14 protein-coding genes and 1 pseudogene are annotated in these 16,673 nt (G+C 74.1%); 2 read left to right on the top strand and 13 right to left on the bottom strand.

The features are described 5' to 3' along the window. Nucleotides 1–151 precede the first annotated feature (151 nt). Complete coding sequence (gene hrpA / locus ACOACO_RS16595; protein WP_420297400.1) at nt 152–4,066, top strand: ATP-dependent RNA helicase HrpA; 3,915 nt, start codon at nt 152–154, stop codon at nt 4,064–4,066. Nucleotides 4,067–4,081: 15 nt separating this feature from the next. On the opposite strand, the gene ACOACO_RS16600 is transcribed toward hrpA, so the two are convergent. Together ACOACO_RS16600 and ACOACO_RS16605 are read right to left on the bottom strand one after the other, a co-directional pair. After that, nucleotides 4,082–4,477, bottom strand: a complete 396-nt coding sequence (locus ACOACO_RS16600) for a transcriptional regulator (RefSeq protein WP_420297401.1) — start codon at nt 4,475–4,477, stop codon at nt 4,082–4,084. Nucleotides 4,478–4,479: 2 nt separating this feature from the next. Beyond that, entirely contained in the window at nt 4,480–4,887 is a 408-nt protein-coding gene (locus ACOACO_RS16605) for a hypothetical protein (protein ID WP_420297402.1), read from the bottom strand. Between the two features lie 120 nt (nt 4,888–5,007). On the opposite strand from ACOACO_RS16605, the gene ACOACO_RS16610 reads away from it, so the two are divergent. Continuing rightward, nucleotides 5,008–5,607 carry a hypothetical protein gene (locus ACOACO_RS16610; protein ID WP_420297403.1) on the top strand — a complete coding sequence of 200 codons (600 nt, stop codon included), beginning with the start codon at nt 5,008–5,010 and terminating at the stop codon, nt 5,605–5,607. Between the two features lie 46 nt (nt 5,608–5,653). On the opposite strand, the gene ACOACO_RS16615 is transcribed toward ACOACO_RS16610, so the two are convergent. From ACOACO_RS16615 to ACOACO_RS16665, 11 genes and pseudogenes are all read right to left on the bottom strand, one after another. After that, a complete protein-coding gene (locus ACOACO_RS16615) occupies nt 5,654–6,169 on the bottom strand; it encodes a hypothetical protein (RefSeq protein WP_420297404.1) in 516 nt (171 codons plus the stop codon). After that, nucleotides 6,166–6,810 carry a hypothetical protein gene (locus ACOACO_RS16620; RefSeq protein ID WP_420297405.1) on the bottom strand — a complete coding sequence of 215 codons (645 nt, stop codon included), beginning with the start codon at nt 6,808–6,810 and terminating at the stop codon, nt 6,166–6,168. The genes ACOACO_RS16615 and ACOACO_RS16620 overlap by 4 nt, the downstream gene beginning before the upstream one ends. Before the next feature lie 2 nt (nt 6,811–6,812). After that, the gene (locus ACOACO_RS16625; RefSeq protein ID WP_420297406.1) at nt 6,813–8,012 is read right to left on the bottom strand and encodes an MlaD family protein; all 1,200 of its coding nucleotides are present in this window, start codon (nt 8,010–8,012) and stop codon (nt 6,813–6,815) included. Next, nucleotides 8,009–9,394: an MCE family protein gene (locus ACOACO_RS16630; RefSeq protein ID WP_420297407.1), complete on the bottom strand. Its 1,386-nt coding sequence runs from the start codon at nt 9,392–9,394 to the stop codon at nt 8,009–8,011. The genes ACOACO_RS16625 and ACOACO_RS16630 overlap by 4 nt, the downstream gene beginning before the upstream one ends. Continuing rightward, on the bottom strand, nt 9,391–10,491 hold the full coding sequence (locus ACOACO_RS16635) for an MCE family protein (RefSeq protein ID WP_420297408.1): 1,101 nt from the start codon (nt 10,489–10,491) through the stop codon (nt 9,391–9,393). Before ACOACO_RS16635 ends, ACOACO_RS16630 begins: the two co-directional genes overlap by 4 nt. Further along, entirely contained in the window at nt 10,488–11,516 is a 1,029-nt protein-coding gene (locus tag ACOACO_RS16640) for an MCE family protein (protein ID WP_420297409.1), read from the bottom strand. The genes ACOACO_RS16635 and ACOACO_RS16640 overlap by 4 nt, the downstream gene beginning before the upstream one ends. Then, nucleotides 11,516–12,553, bottom strand: a complete 1,038-nt coding sequence (locus ACOACO_RS16645; protein ID WP_420297410.1) for an MCE family protein — start codon at nt 12,551–12,553, stop codon at nt 11,516–11,518. Before ACOACO_RS16645 ends, ACOACO_RS16640 begins: the two co-directional genes overlap by 1 nt. Further along, entirely contained in the window at nt 12,550–13,860 is a 1,311-nt protein-coding gene (locus ACOACO_RS16650) for an MCE family protein (RefSeq protein WP_420297411.1), read from the bottom strand. The genes ACOACO_RS16645 and ACOACO_RS16650 overlap by 4 nt, the downstream gene beginning before the upstream one ends. Further along, nucleotides 13,857–14,663 carry an MlaE family ABC transporter permease gene (locus tag ACOACO_RS16655; RefSeq protein WP_420297780.1) on the bottom strand — a complete coding sequence of 269 codons (807 nt, stop codon included), beginning with the start codon at nt 14,661–14,663 and terminating at the stop codon, nt 13,857–13,859. Before ACOACO_RS16655 ends, ACOACO_RS16650 begins: the two co-directional genes overlap by 4 nt. 14 nt (nt 14,664–14,677) lie before the next feature. Then, nucleotides 14,678–15,436 carry an MlaE family ABC transporter permease gene (locus ACOACO_RS16660; protein ID WP_420297781.1) on the bottom strand — a complete coding sequence of 253 codons (759 nt, stop codon included), beginning with the start codon at nt 15,434–15,436 and terminating at the stop codon, nt 14,678–14,680. 429 nt (nt 15,437–15,865) lie between these two features. Then, nucleotides 15,866–16,564: pseudogene (locus ACOACO_RS16665) on the bottom strand (ABC transporter ATP-binding protein); the annotation flags it as partial. Between the last annotated feature and the right edge of the window lie 109 nt (nt 16,565–16,673).

The raw sequence follows: 16,673 nt of genomic DNA on the forward strand, positions 1-16,673 counted from the left end.
GCGCAGCCCGGACACACCCCGGGCAGCTGATCCCGTTCGTGGTGGCAGCGCCACGGAAAGCCTGGCGCTGCTACCACGAACGGGCCAGGAGCGAGCGACGACAGGGAACCCGTTCGCGCCGCTGGGGTCCGTCGGGGAGAATGGGCGGGCTGTGCGCATCGACTACCCACCCCAGCTGCCGGTCTCGGCGCGACGCGAGGACATCGCGGCCGCGATCCGCGACCACCAGGTCGTCATCGTCGCCGGCGAGACGGGCTCCGGGAAGACGACCCAGCTGCCGAAGATCTGCCTCGAGCTGGGGCGCGGGCAGGCGAGCGAGCACGTCGGTCGCGACGGCCGCACCCGCCGCCGCGGCGGCCTGATCGGCCACACCCAGCCGCGCCGGATCGCGGCGCGCGCCGTGGCGGAGCGCATCGCGGAGGAGACGGGCACCGAGCTCGGCGACCTCGTCGGCTACCAGGTGCGCTTCACCGACAAGACCTCCCGCAGCAGCCGCGTGAAGCTGATGACGGACGGCATCCTGCTGGCGGAGCTGCAGCGCGACCGCGACCTGCGCCGCTACGACACGATCATCATCGACGAGGCCCACGAGCGGAGCCTCAACATCGACTTCCTGCTCGGCTACCTGCGCCGCCTGCTGCCGCGGCGCCCCGACCTCAAGCTCATCATCACGTCGGCGACCATCGACCCCGAGCGCTTCGCGGCCCACTTCGCCGACCGCTCCGGCAAGCCGGCGCCGATCATCGAGGTGTCGGGCCGCACCTTCCCCGTCGAGGTCCGCTACCGCCCCCTCATGGAGACGCCGGAGGACGACGAGGACGGCGAGGTCATCGTCCGCGACCAGACCGAGGCGATCGTCGACGCGGTGAAGGAGCTGTCCGCGGAGGGCCCCGGCGACGTGCTGGTCTTCCTGCCGGGCGAGCGGGAGATCCGCGACACCGCCGAGGCGCTGGGCGACCTCGCGAAGGTGCAGGGCCCGCGCGGCGTCGACGTGCTGCCCCTCTACTCCCGGTTGTCGTCGGCGGAGCAGCACCGCGTGTTCTCCCCGAGCGGGTCGCGGCGCCGCGTCGTGCTCGCCACCAACGTCGCCGAGACGTCGCTGACGGTGCCGGGGATCCGGTACGTCGTGGACTCCGGCGTCGCGCGCATCTCGCGGTACTCGGCACGCACGAAGGTGCAGCGCCTCCCGATCGAGCCGATCAGCCAGGCGAGCGCCGCCCAGCGCTCCGGTCGCTGCGGGCGCGTGGCCGAGGGCATCGCGATCCGCCTCTACTCGGAGGAGGACTTCGAGTCCCGCCCCGAGTTCACCGACCCGGAGATCCTCCGCACCAACCTGGCGAGCGTCATCCTCCAGATGACCAGCCTCGGCCTCGGCGACATCGCGCGCTTCCCGTTCGTCGAGCCGCCGGACCGCCGCAACGTCACGGCCGGCACGCAGCTGCTCGAGGAGCTCGGGGCGCTGGCTGGCGTCGTACCCGACGAGGGCGCGGAGCGCCCCCGCGGCGAGGCGCCGAAGCACCAGCTCACCGACGTCGGCCGCCGCCTGGCCCGCCTGCCGATCGACCCGCGCCTGGCCCGCATGATCATCGAGGCCGAGCGCCTGGGCTGTGTGCGCGAGGTCGTCGTCATCGCCGCCGCGCTCAGCCTGCAGGACCCCCGCGAGCGCCCCGCCGAGCAGCAGGCGCAGGCCGACCAGGCCCACGCCCGCTTCAAGCACGAGTCGGGCGACTTCCTCACGTGGCTCAACCTGTGGCGCCACCTCAAGCGCCAGCAGCGCGACCTGTCGGGCAGCGCGTTCCGCCGGATGTGCAAGGCGGAGTTCCTCAACTACCTGCGCGTGCGGGAGTGGCAGGACTTCGAGTCCCAGCTGCGCCAGGTCTGCAAGGAGATGGGCGTCGAGATCGGCACGCCCGCCGACGAGCCCGACGCCGACGGCATCCACCAGGCGCTGCTGTCGGGCCTGCTGTCGCAGATCGGGCTGCTCGAGGAGCGCGAGGACGGCACCCGCGCCAAGGAGCGGCAGAAGGGCCGGCGCCCGGGCCCGCGGGAGTACCTCGGCGCGCGCGGCACCCGCTTCGCGATCTTCCCCGGCAGCGTCCTCAAGGGCCGCAACCCCCCGTTCGTCATGGCCGCCGAGCTCGTCGAGACCGGCCGGCTGTGGGCGCGCCAGGCCGCCGCCATCGACCCCGCGTGGGCCGAGCGGGCGGGCGCGCACCTGGTGAAGCGCACCTACTCCGAGCCCCGCTGGTCGAAGAAGCGGGGCAGCGCCGTCGCGAACGAGCGCGTGACGCTGTACGGCGTGCCGCTCGTCGCCGACCGCACGATCCAGCTGGGCCGCGTCGACGCGCCGCTGGCGCGCGAGCTGTTCCTGCGCCACGCCCTCGTGCTCGGCGAGTGGGGCGCCGCGGAGACCGGGCGCCACACGTTCCTCGTGGAGAACCAGCGGCTGCTCGCCGAGGCCGAGGAGCTGGAGCACCGGGCGCGGCGCCGCGACATCGTGGTCGACGAGGAGACGCTGCTGGAGTTCTACGACGCCCGCGTGCCCGCGAGCGTCGTCAGCGCCGCCCACTTCGACCAGTGGTGGAAGCGCGAGCGGCAGAAGCGTCCCGACCTGCTCGTCTTCGACCCGTCGATGCTCACGCACTCCTCGGCCGAGGAGATCCGGGCGCACGACTACCCCGAGCAGTGGAGCGCCACGGGTGCCGGCGGCGGGCACCTGACGTTCCCCATCAGCTACCACTTCGAGCCGGGCGCGGCCGACGACGGCCTGACGATCGACGTGCCGCTGGCCTCGCTCAACCAGCTGGAGCCCGGCGACTTCTCGTGGAACGTGCCGGGGCTGCGCGAGGAGCTGGTGACCGCGCTCATCCGCTCGCTGCCGAAGAACCTGCGCACCTCGCTGGTGCCCGCGCCCGACCACGCGCGCCGCTTCCTCGCCGAGACGCCGCCGGGGGAGGAGCCGCTGCTCGACGCCCTGGAGCGCTACGCCCGCTCGACGACGGGCGCGATCATCCCGCGCGACGCGTGGAACTGGTCGAAGGTCGCCCCGCACCTGCGGCCCACCTTCCGCGTCGTCGACGAGACCGGCGGGGAGGTGTCGCGCGGCAAGGACCTCGCGGGCCTCGCCGAGCCCCTGCGCCCCTCGCTCGAGCAGGCCATCGCCGACGTCGCCGCCGACGCCGGCCAGACCGTCACCGGCGCCACCACCTGGGTCTTCGGCGCGATCGAGTCGTCCTTCACCCAGCAGCGCGCGGGCCACGAGGTGCGCGGCTTCCCGACGCTCGACGACGAGGGCGCCTCGGTCGCGCTGCGGGTCGTCGGCTCGAAGGACGAGCAGGAGGCCCGCCACCGCCTCGGCGTGCGACGCATCCTGCTCCTCGCGCTGGACGAGACCGAGCCGGGGCTGCTCAAGCGGGTCGCCGACGGGCTGTCGACGACCGACAAGCTGGGGCTCGTGGGCTCGCCGTACTCCTCGACCGCGGAGCTGCTGGAGGACTGCCGCGCCGCCGTGGTCGGCGAGGCCGTCGACGCGCGGCCCGCGGTGCGGGACGAGGCGGCGTACGACGCGCTGCTCGCCGCCGTGCGCACCGACCTGGAGCCGCGGGTGCGCGGCGTCGTCGCCGACGTGGGGCGGGCGCTCGCCGCCCACCGCGCCGTCGACAGGCGCCTCACCGGCCGCGCCGACATGCACCTGCTGACCTCCCTGACCGACCTGAAGGCCCAGCTCGCGCGGCTCGTCGGGCCCGGCTTCGTGGGCGAGGCGGGGCCGGCGCAGCTGCGCCGCTACCCGACGTACCTGCGGGCGATGGAGGAGCGCCACGAGCGCCTCGTCACCGGCGGCGCCACGGCGCTCTCGCGCGACCGGCAGCTGATGGCGCAGATCGGCGACCTGCAGGCCGCGTGGGCGCACCAGGTGGCGGCGCTGCCCGCGGGCCGCCCGCCGGGCGCGGCGCTGCGCACGGTGCGGTGGCTGCTGGAGGAGTACCGCGTCTCGCTGTGGGCGCAGCAGCTCGGCACGGCGGTGCCCGTCAGCGACGCCCGCATCCGCAAGGCCCTCGCGGGCTGAGCGCCCGCCTGCCGGTCATGTCCCCGCACGACCGCGTGCCCGGGCCACGATCTTCTCCAGCTCGGCGAGGTAGGCGCCGAACGCCACCCGCCCCTCGTCGGTCAGCTCGACGACCCGCCCGCGTCGGTCCTTCTCGCTCTTCACCACGCGCACCACGCCGGCCCGGGCGAGCTGGGTGAGGTGCTTGGAGAGCGCCGAGTCGGTGGTGCCGAGGGACTCGCGCAGGAACGCGAAACGCACGTTGTCGGCGGGCGAGAGCAGCGACAGGATCGCGAGCCGTGCCGGCGTGTGCAGGAACTCGTCGAGCCTCACGACCGGGGGCGGATCGGCCGACGCCTCGAGCAGCGCCTGCTCGTCTGCCTGCTCGTCTGCCTGCTCGTCGGCTGCCCGCTCGTCGATGCCGTCGCCCACGGTCAGGACCGCGCGATCATGCGGGAGTAGCAGGGCCGCGCGACCGCCAGCAGGACGACGGCGGCCGCGAGCCCGCCGATCGTGTTCGGCACCGGCAGTTCAGCGGCACGTGCCGGGAACTGCACGAGCACGTACGCCGCGAGGGCGACCACGAGGCTGCCCGCGAAGAGGCCGACCCGACGCTGGTCGGCACCGGACGTGCGCGCCTTCACGGCGGACCGGCCGAACGACGCCGACCAGAAGAAGACGAACACGGCGATCAGCCAGACCATGTCGGCGTCGACCACGATGCCCGTCCCGACCGCGAGGCCGGCCAGGCTCCCGGCGATCGACCAGCTCGCCGCGCGAGCGGACGTGCGCTCCAGCTGTCGGTGCTCCTGCAGCCGGGCGGCTGCCTCCTGGTGGTCCATGGCGACTCCTCCGAGCTCGTCGTCCGTTTCTGTCCTGAGAGGAAACTATCTGATAGTTGCCTCGTCGGCAAGAATCTCCGCCGCCGACGTTCCTCCCCGCGCCCGTCCTAGGCTGGAGCGATGACCGAGCAGCCGCGCCCGCACCACCGCCCGACCCGGCCCGGCTCCGCGTTCTTCGAGGCGCGGAACGGGGGCCCGGACCCCGCCGAGCTGACCGCCGCCGCCGACCGTGCGGCGAACCTCCTGGTGCGCGGCGCCGCCGCCACCGACGACAGCACGCTCGCCGACCGCGTCGTGCGGCTCGCCGACACCGAGGGCCTCGAGACCCTCGCCGAGCTGTGGTCCGGCGCCGGCGCGGACACCTTGTCGGGGTGCCTGTGGCGCCTCTACGCGCTGCGCTCGTGGGTGTACGCCGACCCCGTCGGCGCCGCGCGGCAGTTCGACGCCGGGCGCCTGCGCGCCCCCCTGGCCCGCGTCGTCGCCGGCGTCTCGGAGCCCCCGGGCCCCGACGAGCTGCGCCGGATGATCGACGAGGTGCTGCGCGGCATCGCGGAGCGCGAGTTCGCCGACGTGCTGCTGCGCGCCGCCGCCTTCGCCCGCGTCGTGGCCGTCGGTCGCGCCGCGCTCGACGGGGCCGAGGACGAGACCGAGCGCGTGCTCGCCCTCTCGGAGCAGCTCGAGCACGCCGGGCACCTCGAGCTCGCCGGCACCCTCGCGTGACCACAGCCTGAGCACCGCCCCTCCCGCCAGGCAGGTGGGGGAGGGCTCAGAGCGGCGTCAGCTCGGTGATGGTCCAGGTCGACCCGTCCCGCTCGGCGACGACGGCCAGCTGGGCGGCGGAGACGGTACTCTCCTCGTCCGTGGCCCGCGTGCTCGTCTGGTCGAGGAACACCAGCGCCCGCGCGGTGTCGCCCGTCAGCTCGCGCACGGCGACCGACTGCACCCGCGCCGAGAGCACCAGCTCTTGGTCGGGGGCGCGCTCGGCGAGGCCGGCGTACAGCGTGTCGAACTCCTCGCGGGCCGCGCCCGTGAGCAGCGCGTCGGCGGCCGCGGTGGTCGCCTCGGGCGTGGCGTGGTCGTAGCTGAGCACCTTGCCCAGCCCCTGCGTCAGCGCGGCCTGCACCTCGGCGGTCGTGGGGGCGTCGACGAGCGCGGTGTTCTCCGCCGACGGGGTCGAGCGCACCTCGTCGGCCTGCACGAGGCCGACGACGCCGAACGCGGCGAGCGCGGCGGCGACGACCCAGGGGGCGCCGCGGCGCACGAGGGAGGGGACGGCGCTCACAGCGTCACCGCCACCTGCTGCAGGTCCTCCAGCAGCCACTCGTCGTCGACGAGCCGGAGGTCCGCGGCGAAGCGGTTGCGCTTCACCGTCGGCTCGGCGCCCGGGGCGTCGAGCTCGGCGACGCTCACCTCGACCGACACCAGCACGGTGGCGGTCGGCCCGTCGAGCTCCAGCACGGCGGCGTCGACGACGCGGCCCACCGAGGTGCTGCCGATGTCGGTGAGCATCTCGCGGTTCGTGTCGTCCACCCCCGTCACCTGGTCGTGCAGCAGGCCCGTGGTCGCCTCGCCCCACGCCTCGAGCCCCGCGTCGACGTCGGCGCCGTCGAGGGTCGTGAGCGTGGCGACGTGCGTGCGGGCCGCGATGAGCGCGGCGTCGCGCTGCGCCGCGCGGTCCAGGTCGGGGTCGTGCTCGGCGTGCCACCAGGCGCGCCCACCCACCACCGCCAGCGCGAGCGCGGCGACGACGACCACCCACGGCAGCGCGGCGAGCAGCCGCTCCCGCCGGCCGCGCGGCGCGGCGGCAGTGGTGCCTCCCGCGGAGCCCGCGGCGGGCTCCGCCGCCTCCCGGTCGGTGCCCCGGCCGGTGTCCTGGCCGGTTCCCTCGTCGATCTCCCGGTCCGTCCCGAGGTCGGTGTCCACGGTCACTCGCTTCCTCCCAGCAGGTCCTGCAGCGTGGTGGCGTCGCGCACCACGACGCCACGGGCGGCCTCGCCCGCGCGGGCCGGGTCCGCGATCTCGTCCAGGTTCGGCGGCACCGCACGGGGGCCGCGCACGTTGCTGCCGCCGCCGGTCACCGCGCACCCCGCCTCGGTGTTGAAGGGGGTGCCGCCGGTCGTGTCGAGCCCGGGCCGGCGGGTGGTGGCCTCGTAGCCGGTGGTGCACGGCAGGGGGTCGGCGAAGGTCGTCAGCAGCGAGAGCTGCAGGCTGCCGGACCCGGCGACGACCCAGCCGGCGCTGACGGCCTCGGGCAGCCGGATCATCACGTCCTCGACCCCGGCGGAGTTGACGCCGAACACCGACGCGGGCGTCACGAGGTTGCCGAGCAGCACCCCGAGGGACGGGCCGACCTCGCTCACCAGCTGCTGCACCTGCGTCGCCGCGGGCGGTACGGCGGAGATCAGCGCCCGCAGGTCGGTGTCGGAGGTCCGCAACGTCTCGGACAGCAGCTCGAGGTCGGCGCTGAACCCGCGGATGCTGTCCGCGGAGGCCAGCTGGGTGTCGAGCACCGTGGCCGAGTTCTCGATGAGGCGGGTCGTGACGAGGAAGTTGGCGTCCGCCGTGCGCGCCCACTCCAGCGAGGTGTCGACGAGCTGGGCGACGTCGTCGCTGACGCCGCGCGAGGCGAGGTAGCCCTCGTCGATCACGGTGCGCAGCGAGTCCTCGGGCACCGAGGCGACGAAGTCGCGGCCCGAGCGCAGCACCCCGTCGAACGACGGCGGCACGGTCGCGTCGGTGGCGTCGACCCGGTCGCCGGCGGCGAGCACCTCGTCCCCGGCGCCCTCCGCGCCGCGCAGGTCGAGGTACTGCTCGCCGATGGCCGAGCGGTTGGCCACCGTGACGTCGAGGTCGGCGGGCAGCTCGGGGCCGTCGTGGTCGAGCACGACGACGGCCTCCGTGCCGTCGTCGGTGACCCGCAGCTCCTCGACCTTGCCGACCTGCACGCCGCGGTAGGTGACCTCGCTGCCTTCGAAGAGCCCCGAGGCGTCGGCGAGGGCCACGGTGACGCGCGTGTCCTCGCGGAACGGGTTCACCCCGACGTACGTCGAGAACAGGTACGCCGTCGCCAGCACGGCGATGACGACGAAGGCGGCGATCTTGGCCGCGACGCGGCGGGTGATCATCGGTCCCCCTGCGAGGTCGAGGGGCCCGACGCCCCGGTCGTCGGCGCCGACGGGGTGCCCGTCGGCGACGTGGTCGGTGACCCGGTCGCCGGCGAGGAGGGCGGCGCGCTGCTCGGCGGCGCCGACGGCGTGCCCGTCGGGCCGGTGGTGGGACCGGTGGTGGGGCCACCCGTGGCGTGCGGCGGCGTACCCGTGGGGGTGGGCACCGTCACCGACGGCGACGGCAGCCCGGGCGTCGCGGAGCTGGTCGGCGGGAGCAGGCCCAGGGGACGGTCCAGCGGCCGGCCGGCCGGGGCGCCCCCGTCCACCGGCGCACCCGGGTCGGGCGGCTGGGGCCACCAGCAGCCCATGCCGGTGCAGTCGCCGGGCAGGCTGGCGAAGGCGGTCGTCACGAACACGTTGAGGTAGTCGCCCCGGATCGCGCCGACGACCGCGTCGGGGAACGGGTAGGTCAGGAGGATGCCGAGCGCGTCGGGCAGCGCCGTGCCGGCGGCCGCGAGCTGCTCGAGCACCGGCGCGAGCAGCTGCAGGTCGGCCACGATGTCGTCCTGCGCCGTGTCGAGCGTGTCGACCGCGATGGTCGACAGGCTCTCCAGCGACTCGAGCATCGCCACCAGCTGCGGCCGCTGCGCCTCGAGCGCCTCGAGGCCGGGGTGCAGGCCGTCGAGGGCGGAGACGATCTCCGCCTCGTGCTCCTCCAGCGTCCCCGACAGTGCCGCGAGCGAGTCGATGACGGCGGTGATGGAGCCCTTCCGCTCGTCGAGCTGGGTGACGAGGCCGTCGAGCTGCTGCAGGAACGCGCGCACCTGGCCGGGGTCGTCGCCCGAGATGGCCTGCAGCTCGCGGGAGATCTCCTGGAACTGGGCGATCCCGCCGCCGTTGAGCACGAGCGACAGCGCGCCGAGCACCTGCTCGACCTGCGCCGCCTGGTCGGTGTCGGCCCGGGCGATGCGCGCCCCGGAGTCGAGCGGGGCGCCGGCGACCGGCTGGGCCGGGCGGTCGAGGGAGACGTACTTCTCGCCCAGCAGCGAGGTCTGCTGCAGGCGGGCGCTGGTGCCGGCCGGCAGCTCGACGTCGCTGTTGACGAGCAGCTCGACCTCGGCGCCCAGGCCGTCGTCGGCCAGCCGGATCGAGGAGACCCGCCCCACGGGCACGTCGTCCACCTTCACCGCCGACTGCGGCACGAGGTCGAGCACGTCGTCGAACTCCACGGTCAGGGTCATCGGGTCGTCGCCGACGTCGGCGCCGCCGGGGAGGGGCGCGTCGTACACGCCCCCCTCCAGCAGCCCGCAGCCGGTCGCCGTGCCGGCGAGACCGAGGCCGAGCACCAGGGCAGCCACCCCGTGCGCGGCCCGGCGACGGCCACCCCCGCGAGCCGTCACCTCCCCGCTCCGTCCGTGGCGCCGGTGCCGTCCAGGCCGGGCACCAGCCCGGGCAGGAGCACCGGCGGCGCGTCGGGCGAGCTCTGTGCCCCCAGGCCGCCGCCGGCCCAGAGGTTCGCCTCGTTGAGGTTGCCCCGGCCCTCGATGCGACCGGTCTCGGGGTTGTAGGCCTGCAGGAAGTTCTGCAGCGTCAGCGGGGCCATCCGGAGCAGCTCCTCGAGGGACGCGCGCTGGTTGACCAGCGTCTGGGTGGGGCCGACGAGGTTGTCGACGCTGGTGCGGAGGTCGTCGCGGTTCTCGTCGATGAAGTCGTCGAGCACGGCGAGCGCCGAGCCGAGCTGGTCGATCGCGCCGGCCAGGTCGTCGCGGTCCTCGGCCAGGTAGCCGGTGACGTCGGCGAAGAGCAGGTTGAGCGCGGCGACCGTGTCGTCGTTCGCGGCGAGCACCTCGGTGAAGTCGGCGAGGTTGCCGACGGTGGCGAAGAGGTCCTCGTCGACGCCGGCCATCGTGGCGGAGAGCCGGCTGAACTCCGTGATCATCGTGTTGAGGTCGCCGCCCGTGCCCTCGAGGTTGGCGGCCGCGACGTCGAGGAAGTCCGACAGGGCGCCCTCGCGGTTCGCGCCGTCGGGCCCCAGCTGGGTGCTGATGTCCTCCAGGCTGGTGTAGAGCTCGTCCACCTCGACCGGTACGGCGGTGTCCTCCGCCCCGATGCGGGCGCCGTCGGCGAGCGTCTCGGCGCCCTCGGTCCAGGGCTCGGTGAGCTGCACGTAGCGGTCGCTGACCACCGTCGGCGCCACGATGACCGCGGCCGTGTCGGCGGCGACCCGCTGGCCCGGCTCGAGGCGCATGTCGACGCGCACGACGTCGCCGGCGGGCTCGACGGCGGTGACCTCGCCGACCTTCACGCCGAGCACCTGCACGTCGGACCCGACGTACAGGCCCACGGCGGAGGAGAACTCGGCGGTCACGTCGGTGCTGGCGTCGCGCACGTGGGCCGACCGCGCGGCGGTGCCGACGAGCACGACGGCGAGCGCGAGGGCCAGCACGACGCTGCGGACGACGCCGCGGGTGAGGCCGGGACGGGTGCGGGTGCTCATGAGCCACCTCCGGCGGCGGGGGTGCAGGTGCGCTCGACGTCGTTGTCGAGGTGGGGGCGGCCGTCGGCGGTGTAGAGGCCGCAGACGTAGGCGTCGACCCAGCGGCCGTTGCCGGTCGCGGAGGCGAGCACGCGGTAGTAGGGGCCGAGGCGCGAGAGGGCCGCGTCGAGGTTCGCCTGGTTGCGGTTGAGGATCGCCGCGACCTCGTCGAGCTCGGCGAGGGCCGGGGCCAGCGTCGCCTCGTTGTCGGCGACGAGGCCCTCGAGCTGCTCGCCGAGCAGCTGGGTCGCCTCGAGCATCGCGCCGACGGTCTCGCGGCGGGCGGAGAGCTCGGTGAGCAGCAGCTCGCCGTCGTCGAGGATCCGGGTGAACTCGGCGTTGCGGCTGGCCAGCGTGCCGGTCACGTCGCTGCTGGCCTCCAGCAGGGCGGCCAGCTCCTCGTCGCGGCTGGAGATGGTGCGCGAGAGGGAGGCGAGCCCGCCGACGGTCGCGCGCAGCGAGTCCGGGGTGTCGCGGAACGCGTCGGCCAGGGCGGTGAAGCTGGCCTCGAGCTGCTGGGTGTCGATCTCCTCGACGGTGGTGGACAGCTCCGAGAAGGCCTGGGTGACGTCGAACGGCGTGGTGGTGCGCTCCAGGGGGATGGCCTCGTCGAGCTCGCCGCGGCCGGCCGACTCGACGGCGAGGTACTTCTGCCCGAGCAGCGTCTTGATCCGCACCGCGGCGCGGCTCTGGTCGCCCAGCTCGACGCCCTTGGCGCGGAAGGTGACGACGACGACGTCCTCGTCGAGCGCCACCTCGGTCACCTCGCCGACGCGGACGCCGGCGACGCGCACCTCGTTGCCCACCTTCAGGCCGCCCGCCTCGGCGAGCTCGGCCGTGTACTCCCGCCCGTTGCCGATGACCGGCAGGGCGGAGGCGTTGAAGGTGAGGAGGAAGAGCAGCACCAGGGTCAGCGAGCCGACCACGGCGATGACCACCCGGTTGCGCTCGCCGAAGGTGGTCGGGAACCTGCGTGTCCTGGCCATCAGGCGTAGCACCTCGCTGCGTCGGGTTCGGCGCCCAGGTCGCCGCGGTAGCCCTCGGGCAGCGGGATGCTGCCCTGGATCGAGCACACGTAGAAGTTCACCCAGGAGCCGTAGCTGCCGGTGCGACCGAGCGCGTCGAGCTTGGGCGGGAGGGCGGAGAGCACCGCGTCGAGCACCTCCTCGGAGTCGGAGAGGTTGCCGGCGAGGTCGCCGAGCCCGGTGATGGACGCGGCCAGCGGCTCGCGGCCCTCCTCGAGGAGGTCGGCCACGCTGACCGACAGCGCGCCGAGGCCGTCGAGGGTGCGCCCGATGGTGTCGCGGTCCTGCGCCAGCCCGCTCACGAGCTGCTGCAGCGTGACGATGGTGGCGTCGAGCTGTGCGGAGCGGGCGTTCACGGTCTCGAGCACGGAGCCGAGGCTGGTGATGAGGTCCCCGATGACGGCGTCGCGCTCGGCCAGCTCCGCGGTGAGCGACCCGGCGCTGGCGAGCAGGCTGTCGACGGAGGCGCCGTCGCCCTGGAAGACGGCGACGATCTGGCCGCTGAGGGCGTTCACGTCCTCGGGGTCGAGCAGCCGGAACAGCGGCTGGAACCCGTTGAACAGCAGCGTCAGGTCGAGGGCCGGGGCGGTGTCGTCGACGCCGAACGTGTGGCCGGCGGCGACGGCCCCGCCGCCCCCGTCGGTGGGCGGCTCGAGCGCGATGTAGCGCTGGCCCACCAGGTTGCGGAACCGCAGCTCCAGCTGGGTGCCCTCGGGCACCCGCACGGCCTCGTCGACGGTGAAGGTGACGGTGGCGAACCGCTCGTCGGTCACCTCGATGTCGCGCACGGAGCCGACCTTGACGCCGGCCATGCGGATGTCGTCGCCGCGGTTGAGGCTGGTGACGTCGGTGAAGACGCCCCGGAACTCCGCGCCGCTCCCGCTGCTGTTGCGGATCGTGGCGGCCAGCGCCAGCGTGGCGAGCACGGTGACGAGGGTGAAGACGACGCTCTTGACGCCCAGGGTCGCGAGGCGCCGGCGCTCGGCGGTGGTGGTCATCGCAGCGTCACCTCGGTGCCGCGCAGGACGGGCCCGACGAGCAGGCTGCCCCAGGCGGGGTAGTCGGCGGGCGCGAGTCCCGCGCCCGGGGCCAGCAGCTCGGCGATGAGCTGGTTCTCCGCGGGCGAGTTGGCCTCGCCCAGGCCGGCGGCCAGCGCCAGCTGCGGCGCGTTGCCCGCGGTCAGGTACGACGCGACGACGTCCCCGGCCGGGGGCGCGATCGCCGCCGGGTCCGCGCCGGAGGGAGCGGGGGCCGCGGAGCTGCGGGAGCCGACCGTGTAGGGGCAGCGCGGGCTGCCGTCGACGAGGTACGACGGCTGGTCCCGCCCCGGGCGGTAGGCGCCCCGGCTCGAGGAGATGTCGAGCGTGACGTGGAGGCCGGGCTCCGCCGTACCGACCCCGAGGACCTCCTCCATCACCGGCTCGAAGTCGGCGACGGAGCGGAAGAGGCAGGGGAACTGGGCCGCGTAGGGCTCGACGGCGGCGAGGGCGGCGCGGCTGTCGTCGGCGAGCACGACGATGGTGTCGCGGTTCGCCTCCAGCCAGCTCTCGCTCTCGCCGGCGGCGGTGATGACGCCGGCGTACAGGTCCTCCAGCGTGGTGCGCCGCTCGACCAGCGTGGCCGCCGTGACGGTCAGGTCGTCGAGGGCGCCGAGCAGGTCGGGGGCGGCGACGTCGTACACGTCGGCCACCTCGGCGAGCCGCTGCAGGTCGGCGGTGAGCGTCGGCACGTAGGGGTCGAGGTCGTCGAGGTAGCCGGCCCAGGCGCGCATCGACTCGCCGATCTCGGCGCCCTGGCCGCGCAGCAGGAGGGTGAGCTCGCCGAGGGTGGCGGCCAGCTTGGCGGGCTGGATCGAGCGGAGCACCGGGAGCAGCTCGTCGAGCACCTCCTCCAGCTCGACCGCCTCGTCGGAGCCGTCCTGACGGATGGTGCCGCCCTCGCTGATGCCGCCGCCCGAGGTGGCGCCGTCGGCGAGCAGCTGCACGTAGCGCTCGCCGAAGAGGGTCTTGGGCAGCAGGCGCGCCACGGTGTCGTCGGGCAGGCCGCTCGCGACGTCGGGCTCGAGGGCCAGCGTCAGGCGCGCACCGTCGGAGGTGGCCTCGATGTCGGTCACCTCGCCGACGGGGACGCCGTTGAGCTTGACGTCCGAGCCCTGCTGCAGCGCGTTGCCGACGGTGCCCGTGGCGAGCACGACCTCGGTGCGGTCGGTGAACGCCTTGTCGTAGAGCAGCGCCGCGGTGCCGAGGCCGGCGGCGACGAGCAGCAGGAAGACGACCCCGAGGGCGAGGTCCACGCGGCGGCTCATCCGGCCACCCGCACCGTCGTGGTGGTGCCCCACAGGACCATGGAGAGCACGAGGTCGAGGATCGCGACGGTCACGATGCTGCGCCGCACGGCCGTGCCGACCGCCAGGCCCACGCCCGCGGGGCCGCCGGACGCGGTGAACCCGAGGCGGCAGTGGATGAGGATGATGAGGACCGAGAAGATGACGACCTTGACGAACGAGCCCAGGATGTCGACGGGTGGCAGGAACTGCGTGAAGTAGTGGTCGTAGGTGCCGGCCGACTGCCCGTAGAAGTAGACGGTCACGGCCCGCGACCCGGCCCACGAGACGAGCAGGCCGACCACGTAGAGCGGGACGATGGCGACGAGGCCCGCGATGACCCGCGTGGTGACGAGGAACGCCAGGCTCGAGACCGCCATGACGTCGAGGGCGTCGACCTCCTCGTTGATCCGCATGGCGCCGAGCTGCGCGGTGAAGCCGGAGCCGACGGTCGCCGACAGCGCGAGGGCGGCGACGAGCGGGGCGATCTCGCGGGTGTTGAAGTACGCCGAGATGAAGCCGTTGAGGGCCGCGGTGCCGATCTGGTCGAGCGCCGAGTAGCCCTGCATGCCGACGACGGTGCCGACGAACAGCGTCATGCCGACCATCACGCCGATCGTGCCGCCGATGACGGCGAGCGCGCCGGAGCCGAAGCTGACCTCCGACAGCAGGCGCACGATCTCGCGCGGGTAGCGCCGCAGGGTGTGCGGCACGCTGGCCAGCACGCGCAGGTGGAACCGCAGGCCCGCGCCCAGGCTGGCCAGGCGGTCGAGGGGTGCGGTCAGGAGCGGGACGGTCATCAGGCCCCCTTGCCGGGCACCAGCTGCAGGTACAGCGTGGTGATGACGAAGTTGACGAAGAAGAGCAGCAGGAACGTGATGACGACCGATTGGTTGACCGCGTCGCCCACGCCCTTCGGGCCGGCGGCGGCGTTGAGCCCGCGGTAGCAGGCGATGACGCCGGCCACGAACCCGAAGATCGCCGCCTTGATGGCGCCGACCCACAGGTCGGAGAGCTGGGCGAGCGCGGTGAAGCTGGCGAGGTAGGCGCCCGGGGTGCCGTCCTGCACCACGACGTTGAAGAAGTAGCCGCCGAGCACGCCGACCACCGAGACCAGCCCGTTGAGCAGCACGGCGGCGACGATGCAGGCGATCACGCGGGGCGCGACGAGCCGCTGCACCGGGTCGACGCCCATGACGCGCATCGCGTCGATCTCGTCGCGGATCTTGCGCGAGCCCAGCTCGGCGCAGATCGCGGCCCCGCCGGCCCCGGCGATGACGAGCGTGGTCACGATCGGGGCCGCCTGCTGCACGACGGCGAGCACGCTGGCGGCGCCCGTGAACGACTGGGCACCGATCTGCTTGGTGAGCGTGCCGAGCTGGAGCGCGATGACCGCGCCGAACGGGATGGCGACGAGCATCGCCGGGATCCACGAGACGCTGACGACGAACCAGAACTGCTCGAGCAGCTCCTTCGCCGCGAACGGGCGGCGGAAGGAGGCGCGGGTGGCGTCGAGGCCGAGCGCGAAGACGTCGCCGACCGACGTGGCCGCCCGCACGACGGCGGGGGAGCGGCGCGGCGGTCGCGCTCGGTCGACCTCGTCGTCGGGCGCGACGTACAACCGCGCGGCCCCGGTCGCGATGCGCTCGCGGTGCCGCGTCGCGCCGGAGCGCGGGGCACCCGTGTGGGACACGAGCTGGCGGGGGAGCACCTCGATGGAGCGGGCGCCCGCGTGGCGCGAGAGCAGCGCCGTGCCCGCCGGTCCGCCGGGCCCGCCGGGGCCGTAGCCGGGGTCGGCCAGCGGGTCGGTGCGCCGGTGGTCGGTCTCCTCGCTCATGCCGATCGGGCCCTCGGGGTCGCCGCTCATGAACTGGGAGACGACCGGGTGGTCGGTGAGGAGGAACTCCTCGCGCGGGCCGAACATGACGAGCTCGCGGCGGTACAGCATGCCGAGGTTGTCGGGCAGCGTGCGCGCCAGCTCGATGTTGTGGGTGACCACGAGCATCGTGGCGTCGGTGGCGGTGTTCACCTCCATGAGCAGCTGCGCCAGGTTGGAGGTGCGCACCGGGTCGAGGCCGGAGTCGGGCTCGTCGATGAGGATGATCGAGGGGTCGGTGACGAGGGCGCGCGCCAGGCCGGCGCGCTTCTTCATGCCGCCGGAGATCTCGCCGGGCAGCTTGTGCTCCTGGCCGATGAGCCCGACCATGTCGAGCTTCTCCAGCACGAGCTGGCGCACGTCGCGCTCGCGCAGCTTCGTGTGCTCGCGCAGCGGGAACGCGACGTTGTCGAAGACGTTCATCGAGCCGAAGAGCGCGCCGTCCTGGAACAGCACGCCGAACTTCTTGCGCAGGGCGAGGCGCTGCGACTCCCGCGCGCCCACCATCTCGATGCCGTCGACGTGGATGGAGCCGGCCTCGGGCCGCACGAGGCCCATGACCGACTTGAGGAAGACGGACTTGCCGGTGCCGGAGGGCCCCAGGAGGGCGGTGATCTCCCCCGGGGGGAGGCTGACGGTCACGTCGTGCCAGATGTTCTGGCTGCCGTAGCTCTTGGTGAGGCCGTTGACCTCGACGGTGCCGCCCACTGCGGTCCTCCCGGTGCTGCGTCGGTGCTGCGTCGGATCGATCTCTGCTCGACCGGCTGCCCTGGGGCGTGCGGCCGGTGCGACCGTAGGTGTGGGCCGCATCACGCGGAAGCGGTGCAGGCGAAACCCGGGGTTCCCCGACGACGACTGCCGACGAAGTTGTCACCGGGCTGACAACTTCTCGCCGGGTACGCCGGTGCGGCCCGGCCAG

Origin of the sequence: Nocardioides sp. CPCC 205120, from assembly GCF_048654585.1 — a bacterium.
In the GTDB taxonomy this organism is placed as follows: Bacteria; Actinomycetota; Actinomycetes; order Propionibacteriales; family Nocardioidaceae; genus Nocardioides.